We start from the raw sequence: 20,331 nt of genomic DNA, 5'->3' as shown, positions 1-20,331 counted from the left end.
TAGAGCATGGTCCGGAAAATGTATGAAGCGGTTTTCCCTCGCGACAAACGCGGAACACGGCGTCACATCGTCGTTCATCCCTGTGAAGTACAGGCGACGATGATACGCGAAGGTCCAGCCGAACCGCCGCAGCTCAACGTCGCCGGGACGACGGAAGGCAGGTGGGCTCGTCCCTATGGCATGCTGTTTACGGCGCTGGTCTCGGCCGCGGTCATCGTCATCGCGATCTATCTTGTCGCCACATAATCCGAGCAGGCCACGTCACGCATCCGACGCCCTGCGTAGCCGGGGATTTTTGGTCGCGTACGCGGAGCGTCCATCATCTACTCCTCTTTTGTTGAGTGCCACGCCGCCCTCCCCGCCGGCAGAACGTCTCCATTGCCCGATCGTTGCTTCACAAAATGCGTGTCCTTCGTCGCCAATGAAACCTGCGCCGAAAACCATCCTGTTCCGCATCGCGGTGACGATGAGTTTTGCTCCGCTTTACCCACAGGACCTCCGACGCGTATCCCCTCCGTTCCGCTCACCGCGAAACTCTGCCTGAAATCCGCATGTCGGCCGTTGAAGATCGAAGAACAGGACGCGGAACTGGGATGAACAACGCCATGGTTCACATCGGCGACGTCAGGGCGACCTTTGTGACCGCCGTGAGCCATCACGCGTGTGGCCGTCTTGCTGAGGCGGGGGCGCTGTGCCGTGCCATCCTGGCGAAAGACCATCGCCATCGGGATGCCATGGTGCTGCTGGCGGTGGCGCTCTGCCTCGACGGCACGCCCGAAGCGCGCGCTGAGGCGATCGAGCTGCTGCAGCGCGCCTTGGCGATCCGCCAGAACGATGCGCAGGCACTTGAGATTCTCGGCGACGCCTTCACGGTCGACGGCCGCCGCGTCGATGCCATCGCGTGTTATCGGCGCGCCATCCGATTGGCGGCGGCTCGCGCCCAGCTCCATTCCAAGCTCGGTATTGCCCTCAACGACAGCGGTCAGCACGCCGAGGCGGTCGAGGCCATGCAGCAGGCCGTGACCCGCGATCCGAACTCGGCCGTGATTCACTTCAATCTGGGCGTGGTGCTCAAGGATGCCGGCCGGCCGGATGCCGCCGTGGATGCTTACCGGCGGGCGATCGAACTCCGTCCCGACGGAGCCGATGCCTACGTCAATCTCGGCCTTGCGCTCGAGGAGCTCGGTCGCCACAACGAGGCAATCGTGTGCTACCGCAAGGCGCTGGTCCTCGATCCCGCGAACGTTGAAGCTTCCATTAATCTCGGTGCTGCCCTCGAAGAGCTTGGCTGTCGTGATGAGGCGGTCGCGGCATGCCGCCAGGCGCTGGCGCTCGATCCCGCGCATGTTGACGCACATATCAATCTCGGCGTTGCCCTCCAGGGGCAGGACCAGCTCGACGCCGCGATCGCATGCTATCGGCAGGCCCTCGTGCTGGATCCAGAGAACGCGAAGGCATTGTCCAATCTCGGCGTCGCCCTCCAGCAACAAGGTCGCGGCGAGATTGCGCTCGACGTCGTTCAGCGAGCTGCGGCGCTGGCACCGAGCTCTGGCAAGATCCGGTTCAACCTGGCAATCAACCTGTTACGGCACGGCAAACTTGACCAAGGCTGGGACGAATACGAGTGGCGCTGGCGCGGCGGCGTTCGCAACCTCAGCGCGCCGAACCTGCCGCAACCGCTCTGGCAAGGCGAAGATCTTGCTAACCGCACCCTGCTTGTGCGCTCTGAGCAGGGGCTCGGTGACGTCCTGCAATTCGTCCGTTATCTTCCGCTGCTGGCGCGCGCCGGCGCCCGCGTGATCCTGCTTGCGCCCCGCGGGCTCGAGCGGCTGCTGCGCTCATCGCTCGCCGGAGTAACGGTGATCGGTGAAGACGCGCAACGGCCGCACTTCGACTTTCATATTCCGCTCATGAGCCTGGCGCGGCTATTCAGGACCGATCTCGACAACATTCCGGCCGAAATCCCCTATCTTGTCGCTGATCCGGCGGCAGTCGCGGCCTGGCAGCAGCACCTCGGTGCCGACGGCGACCTCCGTGTGGGGGTCGTCTGGTCCGGGAACCCCAAACACAGGGGTGATCGCCAGCGCTCGATCGCCGCGGCCGCTTTGCTACCCGAACTGCTTACTCCCGGAGTACGGCTCTATGGCCTGCAGAAAGATGTCCGGCCTGCGGATCATGCCGCATTGCTCGAACTGTCGCACGCCGTTACCGATCTGTCGCCGCATTTGAACGATCTCGCAGACACGGCGGCTGCCCTGTGCGCCCTTGATCTGCTGATTTCGGTCGATACGTCGGTCGTGCACCTTGCCGGCGCACTCGGACGCCCGGTATGGACCCTGCTGCCGTTCACCCCCGATTGGCGCTGGCTCCTCAAGCGTGAGGACAGTCCGTGGTACCCGACCGCGAGACTATATCGGCAGGAGCGGCGAAACGACTGGAGTGGCGTCTTCGAGCGGCTGCGCGCCGACCTGCGGCGGCGGGCTATGCATCAAGTGTCGGCGTTGCCGGTCTCCGGATTACCGTGGCACGAGGAGACCGGCGCGATGCAGCGGATGCAAGTTTCGGATGGGTACAACACCAACGACATCGGGGCGATCTGACGTCACCCTGTGGCTCGTTCTCATGTGACCTAGATCATAGTCCGTGTTCGCCGGGCAGACTATGCTGGTACGTGAGCATTAGCTCGCTTTGCCGCGCCCCACGGGCGGTTCCTCCCTAGACTTGGCCGATCGCTTCGAACAAGCGAAGCGATCGGCTCGTTCGTCGCGCGTGGACCCTCAATATGGCGGCTGCCAAAGCTTTGAGGCTCGCCTCCGACCCCGACGACGCAAGGGATCACCAACAAATCCTGACGTGATTGCTGCGCGGTTTGCGCGTCGGAGAAATGCGTGATGAAGGCCGTGAAAGCATCGTTTCGTGTTGCGGTCACGGTGCTGACCCTGAGCCTGTCGCTCGGTGTGCCATCATACGCGGGACAGGATGAGGCCAGCAGCCTCGAACAGCAAATCAATCTGGAATAACGGGGCTGTCTTTCCCGCAGTTGGCACCCTTCCCCCAATCGTGTAACGCCACCGAAAAGCTTTATCGGGATAGGACGCTCATGACTGCGGTGACCACGGAGGAAACGGGAGTTGGCACCCGCGCTCTGATCCTTGCGCTGATCGCGCTCGCCTGCGGTCACATGCTCTCGACCTTGCTGCGCACCATCCCGGCGGTCAGCATCGATCTGATGGCGGCGGATTTCGGCATCAGGCCGCAGGCGCTGGCCAGCCTCACCTCGGTCTATCATTTCGCCTTTGCCGCAGCCCAAATTCCGGTCGGCGCGGCCATGGACCGCTTTGGCGTGCGGCCGGTGTCGCTCAGCCTGCTCGGCGGGACCGTGGTCGGCGCCACGGCTTCCGGCTTTGCGACCGGGCCGGAAAGTTTCGCGTTCGGTCAATTGCTGCTGGGCGTCGCCACCTCCGGCATGCTGATGTGCCCGATGACGTTGGCTGCCAAACAACTCTCGACGGCGCGGTTCGGCCTGTGGTCGGGCGCGATCCTCTCGATCGGCAATATCGGCATGCTGCTATCATCGAGCCCGCTCGCCTTCGTGGTCGATCATTATGGCTGGCGCGCCGGGTTCTGGATCGCTGGGCTCGCGGGCATCCTGGTGGCGCTCGCCGTGTTCGTGCTTGTGCCGAGCCAGCCGGCCGAGCACAAGGACGATTCCTCAGCCCTGTCGCAGATGATCGAGGTGCTGCGGCTCGGTCTGTCGCGTCCCCTGCGCGGGCTGATCGCGCTCGCACTGGTGTCGCTTGCGACCTCGCTGGTGCTGCGGGGACTGTGGGGCGGGCCGTGGCTGATGGAGATCAAGGGCTTGTCGCGAGTCGAGGCCGGCAACCAGCTCGGCGCCTTCACGATCGCGATGATCGCGGGGCCGCTTTGCATCGGCATGATCGATCGCAGGCTCGGCCGCCGCCGCGAGCTGGTTGCCAGCGCGCACCTCGTCGCCGCATTTCTGCTCGCGCTGATGGCGCTCGGCGCACCGCGCTTTGCGGTCTCTCTGCTGCTCGGCGTTCCCGTCATGCCGCCGCAATACGACCTCGTGCTGTTCGTGCTCATTGGCCTTGCGACCTCCGCACAACCGCTACTGTTCGGCATGTCCCGGCAGCTCGTCGACGCGCAAGTTGCGGGCAAGGCACTCGCCGCGGTCAACCTCGCCTTCTTCCTCGGCGCAGCCCTGATGCAGTCGACCACCGGCGCAGTGGCGGCGCTCGCGGGGCTGCCGGCGGTGCTGCTGTTCATGGCCGCAGCGCTTGCGGCGGGAACGCTGATTTTTCTGGCTTATACATCGCCAAGCTCGCCATCGCCGCGCATGAATCGATGAGAGAGCGCGCCGGGGCTTTCGCCCTGGCTGCCGACGTTCGGGGCGGGTTGAGGAAAGCTTGCGCACAACTTTCGGCACATTCTCGGCGAGACGAATTGTCGCGGGCGTTCGAAATTCGCTGCTGCCTGTGAATTCGCTCACAATGGCCCCTGCGGCAGCGAGCTAAAGTCGTCGACGGAAGTCGGCTTGCGAAATTTTCTGCGCAGGAGATTTCCATCAGGAAGCTGTTTGGACCGGAGCTATCGCGGGTGCCTTCGACGTAACCGTCGCAGCGGCTGCGCCTGCCTCCGTCAGACAGAAATGTTGGCTGCGCGCTCCAAGTGATAGCGAAGCCAACCGTGTTTCGATCACAGTTGATTTGAAGACTGCCCGCTAGCGAGGCGGCGGCGACGATGCGCGGGCCGGCCGATTTTGGAATCCGGAGATTGCGCCCATGAGCACGACCTACAATGCAACACGGTTGGACAGAAGGCTCGCTTCCGCCCGGCGCGTCGTCAGATTCCTGGAAAGACATTGGGAGGCGTTTCAAGAGCGGCGCAAGCGCGCGCGGCTGAGCGCCGCCTTGTCGAATCTCGCCGACCGGGAGCTGATGGACATCGGCATTTCGCGTGGCGAGATCGACTACGTCGCCTCGAACCCGAATATCGACCCGCGCGGTGCCCGATCGATTCCGCCAGCAATGCTCTGATATCTGCCTCCGACGCTTGAATTCCATCCGGCCGGGGAAGAGCCATCCAGGATATCGAGCTTCGCGCGAAGCCCATCTTGAAATGGATGATGGGCATCGCTTCCACCTTCGCCTCTCAGGCTTGCGCGGACAAGCCGCTTGACCCATCCTGCGAGCTGTCGCTTGATCCGGCTGGTGCGATCGGCGTACCCTGCAAAGAAAAATGCGGGATGGAAGCATGGCGCGCATCATAACGGCCGAGACCGGACTCTACCGGATCCCCCTCCCCGTCACCCTTTCCGACAGCACGCATGGCGAGATCAGGGCGTTCGAGCTCATCACCTGCCGCGTGCGCGATGCCGGTGGCGCGGAAGGAACGGGCTACACCTACACCGTCGGCCGCAATGGCGGCGCGATCGCCGATATCTTGAAACGTGAAATCCCCGAACTGATCGAAGGCTTTGAGGCCGACGACACCGAGGCGATCTGGCACCACGTCTGGTGGGGCCTGCATTATGGCGGACGCGGCGGCGCCGCGGTGCTCGCGCTTTCCGCGCTCGACATCGCGCTGTGGGACCTGAAGGCACGCCGCGCGAACCTGCCGCTGTTCCGCCTGCTCGGCGGTTTCGATGCCCGCGTGCCCTGCTATGCCGGCGGCATCGACCTTGATCTCCCGGTTGAGGCGCTTCTCAAGCAGACCGAGGCCAATCTCGCCAAGGGTTTTTGCGCCATCAAGATGAAGGTCGGTCGGCCCGATCTCAAATCCGACGTCGCGCGCGTCGCGGCGATGCGAGCACATCTCGGCGACGGTTTTCCGCTGATGGCGGATGCCAACATGAAATGGAGCGTCGAGGAGGCAATCCGCGCTGCCCGCGCACTGCAACCGTTCGATCTCACCTGGCTCGAGGAGCCGATCATCCCCGACGACGTCGCAGGCCATGCTCGTATCATCAGCTCCGGCGGCGTGCCGATCGCGGCGGGGGAAAATCTGCGCTCGCTATGGGAGTTCAAGAATTACATCGCCGCGGGCGCGGTGTCCTATCCCGAGCCCGACGTCACCAATTGCGGCGGCGTCACCGCGTTCATGAAGATCGCGCGGCTCGCTGAGGCCTTCAACTTGCCCGTCACCAGCCACGGTGCGCACGACATCACAGTGCACCTGCTCGCGGCCTGCCCGAACCGCTCCTATCTCGAGGCGCACGGTTTCGGGCTCGACCGCTATATCGAGCATCCGTTGGTGCTCGACCGCGGCATGGCGCTGGCGCCAATGCGTCCCGGTCACGGCATCAACTTCGACTGGCAAGGGCTGGCACAGCTTTCGCCTTGAGCGAAGCGCTTTGTTGCACGCGAGCCATTCCGGCATGCCGGATGTACGAGCCGGAGATTCGGCTATGGTGGCGGTGCCGGCACCATCCGAAAGACACCTGCCTTGACACCTGACCTTCACCAGAAACTGACCGCGTGGCGCCAGCATCTGCATGCTAATCCCGAGCTGTCCTTGCAGGAGAAGGCGACGTCGGCCTTCGTGCAGGACAAGCTAGCCGAGCTCGGCATTCCCTTCGAGGCCGGCATCGGCGGCCACGGCATCGTCGCGACGCTGACGCGCGGATCCGCGCAAGGCCGCGTCGGCTTGCGCGCCGACATGGATGCGCTGCCGATCACCGAGGAAACGGGGCTTGCCTACGCCTCGCATCATCAAGGTGTCATGCATGCCTGCGGCCATGACGGCCACACAGCATCGCTGCTCGGCGCGGCCGCGCTGCTCGCAGCAGATCGGAGCTGGAGCGGCACGATCGATTTCATCTTCCAGCCGGCCGAGGAAGGTTTTGGTGGCTCGCGCGCGATGGTCGCGGACGGCCTGTTCGAGCGTTTTCCGATGACGCGGATTTTCGGCTTTCACAACTGGCCGGGGCTGGACGCCGGCACCATCGCGGTCCACGACGGCGTCGTCATGGCGTCCGGCGGGCGCGTCACGCTCACGATCGAGGGACACGCCGGTCACGCCGGCATGCCACATCTGACGCGCGATCCGGTCGTCGCCGCCGGCCACCTGATCGTGGCGCTGCAATCGATCGTGGCGCGCAATGTCGATCCACTCGACACCGCCGTGCTGTCGCTGTGCGCGATCGAGGGCGGCACGGCGGCGAACCAGATCGCCGGGCGCGTGGTGATCCGCGGCACGCTGCGCAATCATCGCGGCGCGGTACGCGATACCATCGTCGAAGCCATCGAGCGGACCTGCGCCGGCATTGCGACGAGCTTTGGCGTCAAGGTCACGCCCGACATCACCTTCGGCGTCGGCACGGTCGTCAACACGCCGGCGGAGGCGAGCCTTGCGCGCATCGCCGCGGAGAAGGTGCAGGCACCGCAGCGCCGCGACCTCGCCCCGAGCATGGCCGGCGAGGATTTCGCCTTCTATCTCCAGCATTGCCCCGGCGCCTTCGTCTGGATCGGCAACGGGCCCTTGCGCGACGGCGCCGAGCTTCACAGCCCGCGTTACGATTTCAACGACGCGATCCTGCCGGTGGCATCAAGCTGGATGGCCGAGGTCGCCAAGATAGCGCTATCCGCGAATTAGCCGTCGACGGCTGGCCACACCGCTAGATGATGCCGCCTTGCCGAAGCGCCGCAATCGCAGCCGCGTCGTAGCCGAGTTCGGCCAAGACGAAATCGGTATGTTCGCCGAGCGTCGGCGGTCGCGCCGCGATTTCACCCGGCGTTTCCGACAGCCGGACGGCTGCTCGTGCGACCGGTGCGCGTTTCGGCAAGCCCGGATAATCGACGTCCTGCATGAAGCCGGCAGCACGGATGTGCGGATGATCCAGCGCCTGTTGCGGGCTCAGGACGGGCCCGGCCGGAATCATCGCACCGCCAAGCGTGTCGACAGCCTCCTGCGTGGTGCGCTCGGCGCACCAGCGTGCCATCCGTTCGCTGATGATGGGGCCATTGTTGCCGCGGCCGATGTCGTCGGCAAAGCGCGGATCGTTCAGCCACTTCGCCTCCTCGCCCATCAGCTTCGCCCAGCGTTTGAACAGCGGATGACCCGTGACCTGGCACAGCACCCAGCCGTCTTTGGTGCGGTAGATGTCGGCTGGAGCAGCGGTCTGGCCGAGATTGCCGGTCGGAACGCGATTGACTGATATCACCGCCTGCTCGATCAGCGTGGCATTGGTGAAGGACAGCGCGGTGGCGAGCAACGCCCCCTCGACGATCTGCCCGCGCCCGGATTTGCCGCGCTCGATCAGCGCGGCGAGCGTCCCGAACGCGCAATGCAGCGCAGTTCCGAAATCGACCCAGTTCACCGCGGCCCGGTAAGGCGGATCGCCAGCGCCCGTCATGTACACCGAGCCCGACATGACCTGCCCGACACCGTCGAAACCGACGCGGTCGGACCAGGGGCCCGGCCCGCCGAACGCGGTTGCCGTCGTCAGGATGATGTCGGGCCTGATCGCCTTCAACGAGTCGTAATCGAGCTTCACCGCGCGCAGGGTCTGCGGAGGCAGGTTGGCGACGACGACGTCCGCGGTCGCAACCAGGCGGCGCATTATCTCGTGCCCCTCCGGCTTCATCGGATCGAGCGTGATGCACTTCTTGTTGCGGTTGATCTGCAGAAACAGCGCGCCTTCACCGCCTTCGCCGACCGGTGCCACGAAGCGATCCTCGCTGCCGTCGCGCTTTTCCACGCGAATGACCTCGGCGCCGAATTCGGCCAGCAATGTCGCGCAATACGGTCCCGCGATATAGCGTCCGAAGTCGAGGACGCGCACGCCCTCCAGAACTCCCCCCATCGATGCCTTCCCTTATCTATGTTTTTGCCAGATTACAGGGACTGGCTGCCACGGCAAGGTGGCAACGAGCATGCTACTTTGCCCGCAGATGTGATCGGCTGACAGTTTCGGCTGACGGAAATTCTGCTCTAGTATGGCCAGTCCGTCATCGTTTCCAGAGCCGCATCCATGCCCCAACAATTCGACCGATCCGCCGAAGATCTCGGCAACGCGATCCATCTCGAGCACGTCAACGTCCAGGTCCCCGATCAGCGCCTCGCGACCTTGTTTTACGTCACGGGGCTCGGGCTCACCCGCGACCCCTATCTGATGGTGTCCGACACCAACATGTGGATCAATGCCGGTCAAAGCCAGTTTCACTTGCCGAGCGGCCGGCCGCAGGTGCTGCGCGGTCACGTCGGACTGGTCATTGCGGGCCGCGAGGCGCTGCTGGCGCGATTGGCATCGGTCGCCAGCAAGCTCGAGGGCACGGCGTTCGCGTTCGCAGAGCACAACGACTACGTCGAGGCGACCTGTCCGTGGGGCAATCGCCTACGCTGCCATGAACCGGACGCGGCGCGCTTTGGGCGCATCGCGCTCGGCATCCCCTACGTCGAATTCGAGGTGCCGCTCGGAACCGCGCCGGCGATTTGCGCCTTCTATCCCGAGATCATGGGCATGCCCGCCAGCTTGCGGAACGGTGACGGCCAGGTTGCCGCGGTGAAGACGGGCCGCGGCCAGCATCTCCTGTTCCGCGAGACCGATCGCCCCCAGGCCGACTATGACGGCCATCATGTGCAAATGTACATCACCGATTTCTCCGGCCCTTACCGAAGGCTGTCGGCGCGCAAGCTGATCTCCCGCGAGGACAATCAATACCAGTACCGGTTTTGCGACATCGTCGATCTCGACAGTGGCAAGCATCTCTTCACGGTCGAGCACGAGGTGCGCAGCGCGACCCATCCAATGTTCATGCGGCCGATGGTCAATCGCAACCCGGCGATCACCAACCGCAACTACGCGTTCGGCCACGATCAATCATCCTGGGCGATGGGGCCGGATCAATACGACGGATAGGAGCAACAGGGATTGCGCTTGGCAAAGGCCGGCTCGTGCTCCGCTCCTTCGATTGCATCATCAGAAGGATGATGTCCAAGCGCGGAGGCCACCCGTAAATTTCCCAAGTGTTGGCCACTTGGCTCACTGGTTAACTGGTGCCTGTCGAGCGCAGCGCCATGAAAACACCGAAGCCAAAGCAATGGACCGAGCAGGAAGTCCGGCGATTGCTCAGGCTCGCGCGGCAGGGAATTGGCGCATCGAAGATCGCCGACGAACTGGGCCGCCACGCCGGATCGGTGAGGCGAATGGCGCGGACGGTGGGAATATTGTTGAGGAAGTAGCCGTCACGCGCGATGGGACTGCAGACGTCGCTGACGAGATTCGCTGCCGATTCGTCGAAACTCGACGACGTGGCGCCATCTCTGGTGGAATCTCTCGACAAAACAGCCGAACACGATTGCCACACTTGCGAGCTAATCAAGCAAGATTCCCGTTTGGGCCTTCCTCAAGAACAATGAGGCGCTATACTGACCCAATTGCAAATATCTTTTTTTCTGTACGGGGACGACGATGTTGGACGACGAATTTAACAAGCAGCGCGCGACGATATTGCGTGATCTCGCAGAGCAGGCTGATCCCTTTATCAAAAGGCGTCTTTTGAAGCTGGTGGAGCGCTACGAACCCAAGCGACGGGCCGCGCCCATTGACCAACAATTTCAAGCGAGGCTTCAGCGGGACATCGAACATCGCGACATCACTTCTGACTGATTCTTGAGTCGATCTCTTTTGAAGTGGGTCAAAAAAGAACTGGCGTTCGCGAGCGAGAGGGTAGAAACTCGTCCTCGACGAGCATCACGTCACCCGTAAATTCGAAAGTCGCGAATTCGCCATCCGCACGCCGGAGCAGCGTCATGCGATACGTTTTTGGGCAGACAGTCTCTCTTCAAGACGAGCTCTCGAAAGTCGCGCAGGAGAGTCGTGAGCACGCGAAAACGATGCCGGCCGGCAAGGAGAAAGAGGAGCTTCAGAGAAAGGCCAGCCAAGCCGACACGGCAGCCCACATAGACGAGTGGATCAATTCTCCCGGGCTCCGACGCCCAACCTAGTCCGATCAGATCGTATCATGTCTGCTCGCAGCGGGCGTCTGCAGGCCTCGCTATCGCCGGGCCCTTTCGTGCGAACGCAACGAACGTCACTCGGCCCTCTGCGACCGCCGCGCCAGGTAGGCGGATTGCCTTGACCGTCAACCGATGATCGCGACAGCCCGTGTCCAACCTGCGGATGCGCGTTCGACCTTGACCGGAAAGCAGCATACCGTGAAGCCGTAGTCAGGCAGGGCTTCAAGGTTGTGCAGCTTCTCGAGATGGCAATAGCCGATCTCACGCCCGGCCTTGTGCCCTTCCCAGAACAGCGCGCTGTTGCCGGTTTCGGCAATCCTCTGCCGTGTGAAACCGAACGGGGCGTCCCAGCTCCATGCGTCGGTTCCAGTGATACGGACCCCACGTTCGAGCAGGTAAAGCGTGGATTCTCGTCCCATGCCGCAGCCGCGACCGACATAGTCGTCATGTCCATAGCGTGTGCCCGCCGCGGTGTTGACGAGGACGATGTCCAGCGGTTGAAGCGTATGCCCGATGCGCGCGAGTTCGGCCTCGACATCCGCAGCCGTACAGACGTGGCCGTCGGGCTTGTCCCGAAAGTCCAGTTTCACACCCGGCCTAAAGCACCAGTCGAGCGGGATCTGATCGATCGTGGCCGCGGGCTGTCCGCGGTTCATGGTCGAATGATAGTGCCAGGGCGCATCGAGATGGGTCCCGTTATGGGTGCTCATCTGCACTCGCTCGAACGCCCATGCTTCGCCATCCGGCAATTGATCGGGCGTCAGCCCCATCATGGCCTCGACCTCGTGCAGCGCGTCCTTGTGACCGAAATACTGGATGTGCGGTTCGAGGCCCGGCGGATCGGACTTGATCCCGACCTGGAGCGGCACGGAGATATCGACAAAGCGCATCGTCATGGTGAGCTTCTCTCTCTAGAGGATCCGCATGAACTTACGTTTTCAGATCATCTCGAGCGGCGTTGACTGGACCGCCGTCTGATCGACAAATCCGAACGGCCCCTCGCGACCATCGGCAAAGCGGGCCTGCATGGTCACGCGATCGCCGAATTTCAGGAACGATGTTCGTGGCGCACCGTGATCGATCGTTTCGATGGCTCTCACCTCGGCAAGACAACTCGACCCGGCGGCGCGGTCCGCGTTGGAGACCGTCCCCGATCCGATGATCGTGCCCGCCGTCAGACGACGGGTCTTTGCCGCATGGGCGATCAATTGCGGGAAGGAGAATGTCATTTCGCGGCCGGAGGCGGAGCCAACCCGTGTTCCGTTGAGCGAGACGTGAAGAGCCATGTCGAGCCGGCCATCGCGCCAGGCGTCGCCAAATTCGTCCGGTGTCACGGCGAGCGGCGCGAAGGCGGTCGATGGTTTCGACTGCAAGAATCCAAATCCGGTTCGCACCTCGCGCGCAGCGAGCGCGCGCAGGCTCCAATCGTTGATCTGAACAAGCAGGCGGATACGCTCGCCGGCCTGAGTTGCCGGCGTCGCCATCGCGACCTCGTCGACGATGACGCCGAACTCACCCTCGAAATCGATACCATCGGCTTCCGACACGAAGGGAACGTCTGCGTGCGGTCCGAGAAAATCATCGCTGGCCCCCTGATACATGACGGGGATGGTCTCGAAATCGGGAATCGGCGCCTTCTTGAGCGCAACGTCCATCAGCCAGCCGTGATTGAGGAAGGCCGAACCGTCGCACCATTGCGGCGCGCGCGGGAGCGGTGCGAGGCAGCGGGCGGGATCGAAAACGAGCTCACCCTCGACCTTTCCACTCTCGAGCTGGTCCGCAAGGCTGCGCAGAGGTGTCTCGACCTGCGACCAGACGCGCAGCGCGGCGAGAAGGCTCGGCGCGACACCGCTCGCCTCGACCGCCCGCGTCCCGTCCTTCGACACGACGACCAGACGACCGTCGATGCTCCCATCGTCGTAGGTTGCAAACCTCATGGGCCCTTCCTCTCCAAATTGACTTCCGGGCCGAACCTTCCGTCCACAAGTACGAACAACATGCGGCCCCGGCTTGCCGCTCCGATTGGCCCATGCGTGATTTGTACCGCGCTGGGATCAGGCGATTTCAAGCGAACCTGGCACGGGCCGAGCCGCCGAAGCAAACACCTTCGAGAACAACAGGACCGCGACGGTCGAGATGACGACCGCACACAGGCCAAGTGCCGGATAGCCGAAGAGCTGGACGAGCGTACCGCCAAGAATTGGGCCAACGGCTGCGCCGATCATCAACATTGCCGGCGTTCCCGCAAGCGCGCGAGCCGTGGGATCGAGACGGGACAGCAGCCCGAACGCGAAGGTGTGGGTGAATATCATGACCGCAGCGAACAGCACGGTGGGAGCTGCATAGGCGACGAATCCCGCACCGAACGTGACCGCAACCGCAATCACGGCCTGGCAAACCGGCCCGGCAAGCAGCACGGTCTTCGCCGGCAACCGTCTCTCCAGCAATGCAGCGAGCGGAGCGGGAAGCAGGTTGACGAAGCCGAGGGCGATCAGGACGCCTGTAACCGCTTGGGTCCCAAAACCACGATCGATACCGATGCGCTCGATGAAGCTGAACATCATCGCCTGCGTCAGTGCCATACAGCTGATGCCGGCGATGCCGAACCAGACAGCTCGCCCGAGATGGCTCACAGCGGCAACAATGTCGTCCGCACGCTGGGCACCTCCGGTCGGAAACGAGATCGCGGCGAAGAGCGCAGCGATGGCCATGATCGCCGCGAAGGCAACAAACAGCGCAAACCCGCCAAGGCTAGCGACGAGATTGGGCGTGACGCCGAGGAACACGATCGCGAAGACGCCGAGCGCCATGCCTACGATCGCGAACAATCGATGCGGATTGGCGCTGCGGGCGATTGTGCCGTGGGTGAAGCTCAGTCCGCAGGCGGCCGCGGCGCCGGCCACGGCGTGCAGACCAGCGAGCGGCGCAAAGTCGGACATCCTGCTGGCGACCAGGAAGGCCGCGCTCGCGATCCCGAAGCCGACAACTGCCGCAACGCGCGCATTGAGCCGGTTGAACCGCGGCGCGAAGAATGCGCTGCTGAGCACGGCTCCCAGGAGGAACAAGGTGGCAAGTCCGCCAGCCTGTTGAGGAGTGAACTTGTAACGTTCGATGAGGGTCCCGACCCAGACCGGCAACGCGACGAGATCCACCATGCCGGCGCAATGCGCCACCATCAGGGGAATTCGACCCGACCATGTTTCCGTTGTTGATTTCATCTGCTCCTCCCGTTGATCGTTGGTATCGTTCTTTTCAGATCGGCTGTGTCAGGGCCGCCACCGACTCACGCATGATCCCGGCGTGCTCGGCCTTGTCGCCATTTTCCATCTCGATGCGACACAACCGTTCGGAATTCTCGATCACCATCCGGCAGCGATCCCAACGGCGACCATGGAAGCCGTCGAACGCCTCCTGGAGCGTCGAGGCCCGCATCAGCTCTTCCGCGAGAACGATGCCGCTCTCGATGCCGATGCCCGCGCCGGATGCCAGATGCGGCGTCGTTGCGGCAACCGTATCGCCGATCAGGATCACGCGGCCGCGATTCCACGGCGCTGGCACGAGCAGATTCGAGAGCGGACGATAATCGATCGCGGCGTCTGGCGCGAAAAGGTCGGAACGACACGCCACCAGAACGGGGTCGGCGAAGGGCGCGATGAGATCGGCAACCAGCTGCGGCCGGCTCGCCGCATCGACTTGAAGCTTGTCCGGCCGCGCCTCGGTGATGAACATGTACATGTGGGTTTGCGAGACCGGATTGACGCCGACCTTCACAGGCCCTCCCAGCCACATCCGCGGGCGCACGATGTCCGAGGGGCGCGGCAGGACAGCACGCCAGACGCCCTGCCCCACATATTGCGGCGGCTTCACGTCCGGGAATAGCAATTCACGGGTCCTCGAATGAACGCCGTCAGCAACGACGACGAGATCATATGTCCCTGTCGTCCCGTCGGTGAAAGCAACGGTGACATGGTCGCCAGCCTGTTCGAGCCGTTTATAGGTGCATCCGACGCGAACGGAGACACCGCTGGCGCGTGTTGCATCGGCCAGGATGCGACCGAGCTCCGGGCGCATGATTCCACCGCCGCCGGGAACGTCGGAGCCCGCGACCTTTGGCGTTGGAATCTCCCCGACCTTGTGGCCGGTTGGCGTGAAGAGATCGACCCCGTCGGCGGTAAATCCCCGCTTGGCGAACTCGTCATACACGCCGATCGTCTCGAGCGCACGCAGCGTCGGGCCGCTGACGGAGATGCCGGCCCCCTCCGGTCGCCAGTTCGCATCGAGTTCGACGAGATCGACGCTGATGCCGGCCTTGCGCATCTGGATCGACGCGGCCATGCCGGAAAACCCGCCGCCGATAGTTAGAACCCTGTTGACCACCGCCATGCTGCTCTTTCCCCCCGAGCGCGCGCCTCTTTGAGGCGCCATCTCATATCTTCACGAACAGTCCGCCATCTGCGTCGGTGACGAACCCTACCGGTATCAGCCGCTTGCCGAGACACGGCCCCTGAACGCAGAGACCGGTATCGGGCATGAATTGAGCCCCGTGCGCGTGGCACACGATGCGCGTGCCATCGGCATTCAAATACGCGTCCCTGCGCCAGGCCATTGGTGCGCCATCGACATGCGGACAGGCATTGCGCCACGCATGCAGGGCTCCACGACAACGAACGACGAATATCGTGTCCTGGTCCTCATCTCCGAGATCGAAGCCGCGTGATTGCCCTTCACCGATCTCCTCCGACCGGCACAGCCGAATCCAACCTTCCAAATCCGTTTCAGGCGTAGTCGCCATTCTCGTGAATTCCAGGACCTGGAGACCACTTCTTCCGCATCTTCAGCAGGAAGGTTTGTGAATTGTCCGCCGATGCCGCCGTCTCGCGCGGCGTCCAGCTCGCATCGTGCTGGTCCATGTCCGCATCCATCTCGATGTGACAGGCAAACGGGCTGTTGAAATACCAGAACCAGTTCGAGCCCAGCATATGACGGCCTGGTCCCCAGAAAGCCTGATAGCCCTTTTCGACGAACCGATAGCCGTTGGCGATCATCTCGGTCGGACCACCAAAATGAAAGGTGAAGTGCTCCAGCCCGTGCATGTGCGGCGGAGCGGCCATCAGAAAGTGCGTGTGATGATCGAGACTTCCGCCCGGCTGCAGGAACGGACCGGTGCCGGTGAAGCGGTCGGTGCAGCGGAAGCCGAGGCGATTGACGTAGAACGCCTCGGCCTTCAGGACGTCGGGAACGAAATACACCACGTGGGAGAGCGACCGCGGGCGGATGACCGAGCCAGGCGATGGCACACCAAGACTGTTGATCGGACGGAACATGATCCCGCCGGGAGCATTCGAAATTTCGCCTGCCAGCGTGAAGGTCCGACGGACCGAGACCTGGAAGCCAATAACGAAATTCGCGTCGTCGATCGATTCGATCGAGCCGTCGTCGAACTGGCGAACCTCGCGATCGCGGCGCAACTCGGCCGCGATCGCCTGCAATGTCGCAGTGTCGGCCACGCCCATCACGGTCTTCCGCAAGCGGCACCCCGGTGTAGGTGGCGCGGGCAGCCGCGGATTGCCCTCGTGCGCAATCACCACCGACGTGCCGTCGATGGCCTCGAAACGTCCGCCGTTCTCCGAAACGTTCACCGGCGTCAGGCCGTAATCGGTGAGAAACCGCGCAGCGCCCGCGACGTCATCGACGCCGAAGACGACGCTGTCCAATCCGACGATTTTCATTGTTCTTCTCCAGTCCTATCCGCGATCACGCAACGCGCCCGCCGAGGGTCTCCGCGACCCAATCGGCGATGTAGTGGCCAGCGTTGATGCTGTTGTCGAAGCTCGAGTGCTGAGAACCGCCCTCGCGCTCGGTGAAGATCCTCAACTCGCGCTTGCGGCTGTTGACGAGCTGGTCGTAGGTGCGATGCGCCCACTGCAATGGAATCTGGGAATCGTTGGCGCCATGCGTGACGAGGAAAGGCACCTCGATGCGGTTCAGGATGCCGTCAAGATGGACATTCTCTGCGATCTTCAGGAACTCATCCTGATCCCTGGCGCCCCAGACCCAGCGGACGTGGGCCCAGTAGTGCGGCACCGGAAAGCTGCCTTCCTTCTGCAGCCGCTTCTTCTGCACGTCGCGCCAGTCGTGGTTGGCACCCCAGGCAACGCCGCAGGCAAAACGCGGCTCGAACGCCACTGCGCGCGGGCAGAAGTAGCCGCCGAGCGACACGCCTTCGAGGCCGATTCGCTTGGCATCGACATCGCTTCGCGTCTCCAGCCAATCGAACACGCGGCTTGCCCAGTGCTCGCTGTCGTAGCGCGCCGTCATTCCGTGCAATCGAAGAGCTTCGCCCGAACCCGGCTGGTCAATGACGAGCGACGATACGCCGCGTTTGGCAAGCCAGCCCGGCAATCCGACGCGGTACTTCATCTCCTTCGTCGAATCGAGACCGTTGACCTGCACGAGCAATGGCGCAGGTCCGGCCGATCCTTCGGCCCGCACCAGGAGGCCGGTGATATGCGCGTTCTCATAGGGAATTTCCACGCGCTCGCAATTTTCCTGAGCGAGTGTCACGCCGCGGGCGAACACATCGAGAAAGCGCTGGTAGAGTTCAAGGCGCCCGGGCGCGCCATGCGCCTGCAGCCGCTCGCAGGTGATCAGATAGATGGCGGCGCGATTGTACTTCTCGCCCGCGGAGAAAAACCGCCCTTGCGCCTCGTCCTCGGCAGCAAGCGTACACAGCTTATCCGCCATTGCTGACCACGTCTCGCGGAACGCCTGCACGCCTGCGGCGTCGGGCTGCGACGACGCCTCTTGCAGCGGCGCGCACATCTCCTCGATCTCGCCGATCCGTGCTCCCATCTCAATCGCGAGATCGACGGAGAGATTCCAGACGTAGTTCTTCGGAAAGTATTTGAACATTCGAAATCCCAGGTCGATCTCGAGCATGCTTCGGCCGCCGCTGTCTGCATTGGTCAGCCGGTGAGCGCTCCCTCTGGCCTGTGTCTAATACCTCTCTTACCGTTTCAAAAATCGATTGTTTACATCGTTGGTATTGATAAAAATGATGGATCGGGAGGAAGGATAATGCGCTTCAACAACAGGCTCGACCTCAATCTTCTGATTGCACTGGACCATCTGCTGCATCTGCGAAGCGTCAGCGGCGCCGCAGCGCGAATGAATGTCACCCAATCCGCAATGAGCAGCGCCCTACAGCGCCTGCGGGATTATTTTGGAGACGAGTTGCTCGCAAAGATCGGACGGAAGATGGAGCTAACGCCGAGGGCCGAGGCGCTCAAGGACTCGGTACGCGACCTACTCGTCCGGATCGAATGGACGGTTGCCGCGACCTCGCAATTCGATCCGGCCCAATCTAACCGCCGGTTCACAATATTGGCTTCCGACTACACGCTGGCGACGCTTGCGCCGGCGCTGCTCGCTTCCTGCGAGCGTACGGCGCCCGACGTGAAGTTCAACTTCCTCAATCAGGTAGCTGCGCCGGACCGACTGCTCGAGCAAGGCGCGGTCGACCTCCTTATCATCCCGCGCGAATTCTGCTCGGAGAACCATCCATTCGAGAAGGTGCTACAGGACGATTTCTGTGCCGTCGCGTGGACCAAAGGGCGCTACGCGAAAGGCAAGCTCACGATGAAAGATTTCTCAAGCGCACCACACGTCGTGATGCAACCTTCCGAGGGCATGCAGTCGCTCGAAACAGTCTTTCTCACCAGGCTCGGCATTGAACGGCGCATTGACGTCATCACCTACAGCTTCAGCTCGATGGCGGGACTTGTTGCCGGAACCAATCGCATCGCGACTATTCATCGCCGTCTCGCCAAGGAGGCGCTTCGCAGATTGCCGATCAAGATTCTCGAACTGCCGTTCCAGTTGCCCCAGATGAATCAATCCGTGCAATGGCACAGATACAGGTCAAACGATGCCGGCCTAGCCTGGCTCCTAAAGACGATCAAGCTGGCTGCAAAGACACTCGATTAAAGAAGAGGCCGGCAGAGCCTTGTCGTCAAGGATGCCGGCCGCGAGCTCGCCAGTTCAATGCCTGACGGGAGAGCCTGGGGGACCAGATCCTGGGGGCGGAGCCGGTACCCAGATCGGAAAGGCGATGTTCGCCCAAACGGACTCCGACTTGGTCCCATTCTCAACAAGGAAGGTGTGCTGGTAGTTGACGTTCACCTGGAATTTGCCGGCGTCATAGGTCAGCGACGGGCCCGCTGCAAAAGTCCGCAGCCGGTTGCCGTCCTGCACGCCGGCCGCATTAAACGCCTTCACGCCGTTTACTGTGTCGTCGGTGAACTGCTGGGTATAGGCGCCCACGACGCTGGCCTTCCATGGACCGAAATTGTATCCGACGTTGAAGTCAACATTGAATGCATCGCCACTCCGATAGTTTTGCAGAGTACGGGTGAACACGTTGGGCGACGCGGTGTTGGCATCGTTGAACATCAAGCGGGGCGAAATGCCGATCTCGACCCCCTTCGGATCAAAATAGCGATACGCCAGTGTCGGCATGATCGTGTTGTAGTTGGTGCCGACATTCAACCCGGCCCAGGGCGAATAGGTGCCGGTGTTCGTCGCGATGTCCAACCCGAGTGTGAGACTCTGGTATTGGCTGAGATGCCACTGCATGATCACAGGAGATATCGTCAGCCCGGCGAAACCGTCCGCAGAAAACTTGCCGCCCGGATTTGAGCTCTGCACGTGCACGAACGGCAGCACGAACTGCGTGTAGACGTGAGCGCCCAGGAATTCGGTCGGGTAGCTTACGAGAATGCGGGCCGTTTCGGAGATCGAGGAAACGGCGAACGGAATCGGAAGCTTGTTGCCGTGACCATCATAGAGTCCGTCACCACTCGAATAGTTGGTTTGGCTGAGCATGAAGATTCCGGGAATGGGCGGAAACGTCCCGATGAAAACGCCGGGCGCTCCCGGCGGATAGTTCAGCACACCATTCTCGGCAGCGACCGCGGCCCCGCCAGATGCGCACACAAGCAGCAGCGACGCTGCAGAAATCTTCTGTAGCCTGTTCATGTTTCCCCCAAGCAATCGGCGCATTGCAACGCTTCGCAAGCGTAACGCGCCGACTGACGTCCCCATCATTGGACCGACCTGCCGACGATTCCGTCGGGATCGACTGGCGTATTATTGGTCGGGGCAAACCATCGGTAAAATTGATCCTTATGATCCCAGGTATTCGCAAAATCTATAGATGGGGAGAGGTCGTCGCACTGAGACGCCCACTCGCGTCTGCGGCGCCGCCGTGCACTCGCCTCCCGCGACCGGACAGGCGGGAAGTATCGGCGGTCAGCGCCGATGAATATTGGCATGAGAATTCGCAGCCGAAGA

General features: G+C 62.6%; 20 protein-coding genes. 10 read left to right on the top strand and 10 right to left on the bottom strand.

Annotated features, from left to right (window positions below; translation table 11 throughout):
- Positions 1-99 precede the first annotated feature (99 nt).
- The 7 genes from SO180_RS18220 to SO180_RS18190 all read left to right on the top strand — a co-directional run bounded on the left by SO180_RS18220 (position 100) and on the right by SO180_RS18190 (position 7,614).
- Entirely contained in the window at positions 100-246 is a 147-nt protein-coding gene (locus SO180_RS18220) for a hypothetical protein (protein ID WP_449380218.1), read from the top strand.
- Between the two features lie 392 nt (positions 247-638).
- Positions 639-2,600: a tetratricopeptide repeat protein gene (locus SO180_RS18215; protein WP_449380217.1), complete on the top strand. Its 1,962-nt coding sequence runs from the start codon at positions 639-641 to the stop codon at positions 2,598-2,600.
- Positions 2,601-2,888: 288 nt separating this feature from the next.
- Positions 2,889-3,020 (top strand): hypothetical protein, encoded by a 132-nt coding sequence (locus tag SO180_RS18210; RefSeq protein ID WP_449380216.1) that lies wholly within the window; start codon positions 2,889-2,891, stop codon positions 3,018-3,020.
- Positions 3,021-3,100: 80 nt separating this feature from the next.
- Positions 3,101-4,369: an MFS transporter gene (locus tag SO180_RS18205; protein WP_449380215.1), complete on the top strand. Its 1,269-nt coding sequence runs from the start codon at positions 3,101-3,103 to the stop codon at positions 4,367-4,369.
- Between the two features lie 433 nt (positions 4,370-4,802).
- Positions 4,803-5,057, top strand: a complete 255-nt coding sequence (locus tag SO180_RS18200) for a DUF1127 domain-containing protein (RefSeq protein WP_449380214.1) — start codon at positions 4,803-4,805, stop codon at positions 5,055-5,057.
- Positions 5,058-5,274: 217 nt separating this feature from the next.
- The gene (locus SO180_RS18195; RefSeq protein WP_449380213.1) at positions 5,275-6,363 is read left to right on the top strand and encodes a mandelate racemase/muconate lactonizing enzyme family protein; all 1,089 of its coding nucleotides are present in this window, start codon (positions 5,275-5,277) and stop codon (positions 6,361-6,363) included.
- Between the two features lie 102 nt (positions 6,364-6,465).
- A complete protein-coding gene (locus SO180_RS18190) occupies positions 6,466-7,614 on the top strand; it encodes an amidohydrolase (protein WP_449380212.1) in 1,149 nt (382 codons plus the stop codon).
- Positions 7,615-7,636: 22 nt separating this feature from the next.
- Here SO180_RS18190 and SO180_RS18185 read toward each other — a convergent pair whose 3' ends face one another.
- Positions 7,637-8,824 carry a CaiB/BaiF CoA transferase family protein gene (locus SO180_RS18185; protein ID WP_449380211.1) on the bottom strand — a complete coding sequence of 396 codons (1,188 nt, stop codon included), beginning with the start codon at positions 8,822-8,824 and terminating at the stop codon, positions 7,637-7,639.
- 168 nt (positions 8,825-8,992) lie between these two features.
- Here SO180_RS18185 and SO180_RS18180 point away from each other — a divergent pair, with 168 nt between their 5' ends.
- A complete protein-coding gene (locus SO180_RS18180) occupies positions 8,993-9,880 on the top strand; it encodes a VOC family protein (RefSeq protein ID WP_449380210.1) in 888 nt (295 codons plus the stop codon).
- A 130-nt stretch (positions 9,881-10,010) separates the two neighbouring features.
- Here the strand turns inward: SO180_RS18180 and SO180_RS18175 are convergent, their stop codons facing one another.
- On the bottom strand, positions 10,011-10,343 hold the full coding sequence (locus SO180_RS18175) for a hypothetical protein (protein WP_449380209.1): 333 nt from the start codon (positions 10,341-10,343) through the stop codon (positions 10,011-10,013).
- Between the two features lie 89 nt (positions 10,344-10,432).
- Between SO180_RS18175 and SO180_RS18170 the strand changes: the two genes are divergently transcribed.
- Entirely contained in the window at positions 10,433-10,630 is a 198-nt protein-coding gene (locus SO180_RS18170; protein ID WP_449380208.1) for a hypothetical protein, read from the top strand.
- Between the two features lie 475 nt (positions 10,631-11,105).
- Here SO180_RS18170 and SO180_RS18165 read toward each other — a convergent pair whose 3' ends face one another.
- The 7 genes from SO180_RS18165 to SO180_RS18135 form a co-directional block, all read right to left on the bottom strand.
- Positions 11,106-11,876 carry a cyclase family protein gene (locus tag SO180_RS18165; protein WP_449380207.1) on the bottom strand — a complete coding sequence of 257 codons (771 nt, stop codon included), beginning with the start codon at positions 11,874-11,876 and terminating at the stop codon, positions 11,106-11,108.
- Between the two features lie 42 nt (positions 11,877-11,918).
- A complete protein-coding gene (locus SO180_RS18160) occupies positions 11,919-12,917 on the bottom strand; it encodes a fumarylacetoacetate hydrolase family protein (protein WP_449380206.1) in 999 nt (332 codons plus the stop codon).
- 117 nt (positions 12,918-13,034) lie between these two features.
- Positions 13,035-14,198 (bottom strand): MFS transporter, encoded by a 1,164-nt coding sequence (locus SO180_RS18155; RefSeq protein WP_449380205.1) that lies wholly within the window; start codon positions 14,196-14,198, stop codon positions 13,035-13,037.
- 34 nt (positions 14,199-14,232) lie between these two features.
- Positions 14,233-15,363, bottom strand: a complete 1,131-nt coding sequence (locus tag SO180_RS18150) for an FAD-dependent oxidoreductase (protein WP_449380204.1) — start codon at positions 15,361-15,363, stop codon at positions 14,233-14,235.
- 43 nt (positions 15,364-15,406) lie between these two features.
- Positions 15,407-15,772 (bottom strand): Rieske (2Fe-2S) protein, encoded by a 366-nt coding sequence (locus tag SO180_RS18145; RefSeq protein ID WP_449380203.1) that lies wholly within the window; start codon positions 15,770-15,772, stop codon positions 15,407-15,409.
- Entirely contained in the window at positions 15,756-16,709 is a 954-nt protein-coding gene (locus tag SO180_RS18140; RefSeq protein WP_449380202.1) for a VOC family protein, read from the bottom strand. The genes SO180_RS18145 and SO180_RS18140 overlap by 17 nt, the downstream gene beginning before the upstream one ends.
- Before the next feature lie 25 nt (positions 16,710-16,734).
- On the bottom strand, positions 16,735-17,892 hold the full coding sequence (locus SO180_RS18135; RefSeq protein WP_449380259.1) for an alpha/beta hydrolase family protein: 1,158 nt from the start codon (positions 17,890-17,892) through the stop codon (positions 16,735-16,737).
- 60 nt (positions 17,893-17,952) lie between these two features.
- Here SO180_RS18135 and SO180_RS18130 point away from each other — a divergent pair, with 60 nt between their 5' ends.
- Complete coding sequence (locus SO180_RS18130; protein ID WP_449380201.1) at positions 17,953-18,966, top strand: LysR family transcriptional regulator; 1,014 nt, start codon at positions 17,953-17,955, stop codon at positions 18,964-18,966.
- A gap of 54 nt (positions 18,967-19,020) precedes the next feature.
- On the opposite strand, the gene SO180_RS18125 is transcribed toward SO180_RS18130, so the two are convergent.
- Positions 19,021-20,016, bottom strand: a complete 996-nt coding sequence (locus tag SO180_RS18125; RefSeq protein WP_449380200.1) for a SphA family protein — start codon at positions 20,014-20,016, stop codon at positions 19,021-19,023.
- Positions 20,017-20,331: the final 315 nt, after the last annotated feature.

This window comes from Bradyrhizobium sp. UFLA05-112, assembly GCF_053572325.1.
Note: the sequence above shows the minus strand (reverse complement) of the source record. Positions and strands in the feature narration are given on the sequence as shown.

Bases quoted from the DNA above. Each gene is read 5' to 3' on its own strand.
- SO180_RS18180 (WP_449380210.1), top strand. From the start codon at position 8,993: ATGCCCCAACAATTCGACCGATCCGCCGAAGATCTCGGCAACGCGATC.
- SO180_RS18155 (WP_449380205.1), bottom strand. From the start codon at position 14,198: ATGAAATCAACAACGGAAACATGGTCGGGTCGAATTCCCCTGATGGTG.
- SO180_RS18170 (WP_449380208.1), top strand. From the start codon at position 10,433: ATGTTGGACGACGAATTTAACAAGCAGCGCGCGACGATATTGCGTGAT.
- SO180_RS18220 (WP_449380218.1), top strand. From the start codon at position 100: ATGATACGCGAAGGTCCAGCCGAACCGCCGCAGCTCAACGTCGCCGGG.
- SO180_RS18125 (WP_449380200.1), bottom strand. From the start codon at position 20,016: ATGAACAGGCTACAGAAGATTTCTGCAGCGTCGCTGCTGCTTGTGTGC.
- SO180_RS18160 (WP_449380206.1), bottom strand. From the start codon at position 12,917: ATGAGGTTTGCAACCTACGACGATGGGAGCATCGACGGTCGTCTGGTC.
- SO180_RS18165 (WP_449380207.1), bottom strand. From the start codon at position 11,876: ATGACGATGCGCTTTGTCGATATCTCCGTGCCGCTCCAGGTCGGGATC.
- SO180_RS18200 (WP_449380214.1), top strand. From the start codon at position 4,803: ATGAGCACGACCTACAATGCAACACGGTTGGACAGAAGGCTCGCTTCC.
- SO180_RS18150 (WP_449380204.1), bottom strand. From the start codon at position 15,363: ATGGCGGTGGTCAACAGGGTTCTAACTATCGGCGGCGGGTTTTCCGGC.
- SO180_RS18145 (WP_449380203.1), bottom strand. From the start codon at position 15,772: ATGGCGACTACGCCTGAAACGGATTTGGAAGGTTGGATTCGGCTGTGC.
- SO180_RS18195 (WP_449380213.1), top strand. From the start codon at position 5,275: ATGGCGCGCATCATAACGGCCGAGACCGGACTCTACCGGATCCCCCTC.
- SO180_RS18135 (WP_449380259.1), bottom strand. From the start codon at position 17,892: ATGTTCAAATACTTTCCGAAGAACTACGTCTGGAATCTCTCCGTCGAT.
- SO180_RS18185 (WP_449380211.1), bottom strand. From the start codon at position 8,824: ATGGGGGGAGTTCTGGAGGGCGTGCGCGTCCTCGACTTCGGACGCTAT.
- SO180_RS18205 (WP_449380215.1), top strand. From the start codon at position 3,101: ATGACTGCGGTGACCACGGAGGAAACGGGAGTTGGCACCCGCGCTCTG.
- SO180_RS18140 (WP_449380202.1), bottom strand. From the start codon at position 16,709: ATGAAAATCGTCGGATTGGACAGCGTCGTCTTCGGCGTCGATGACGTC.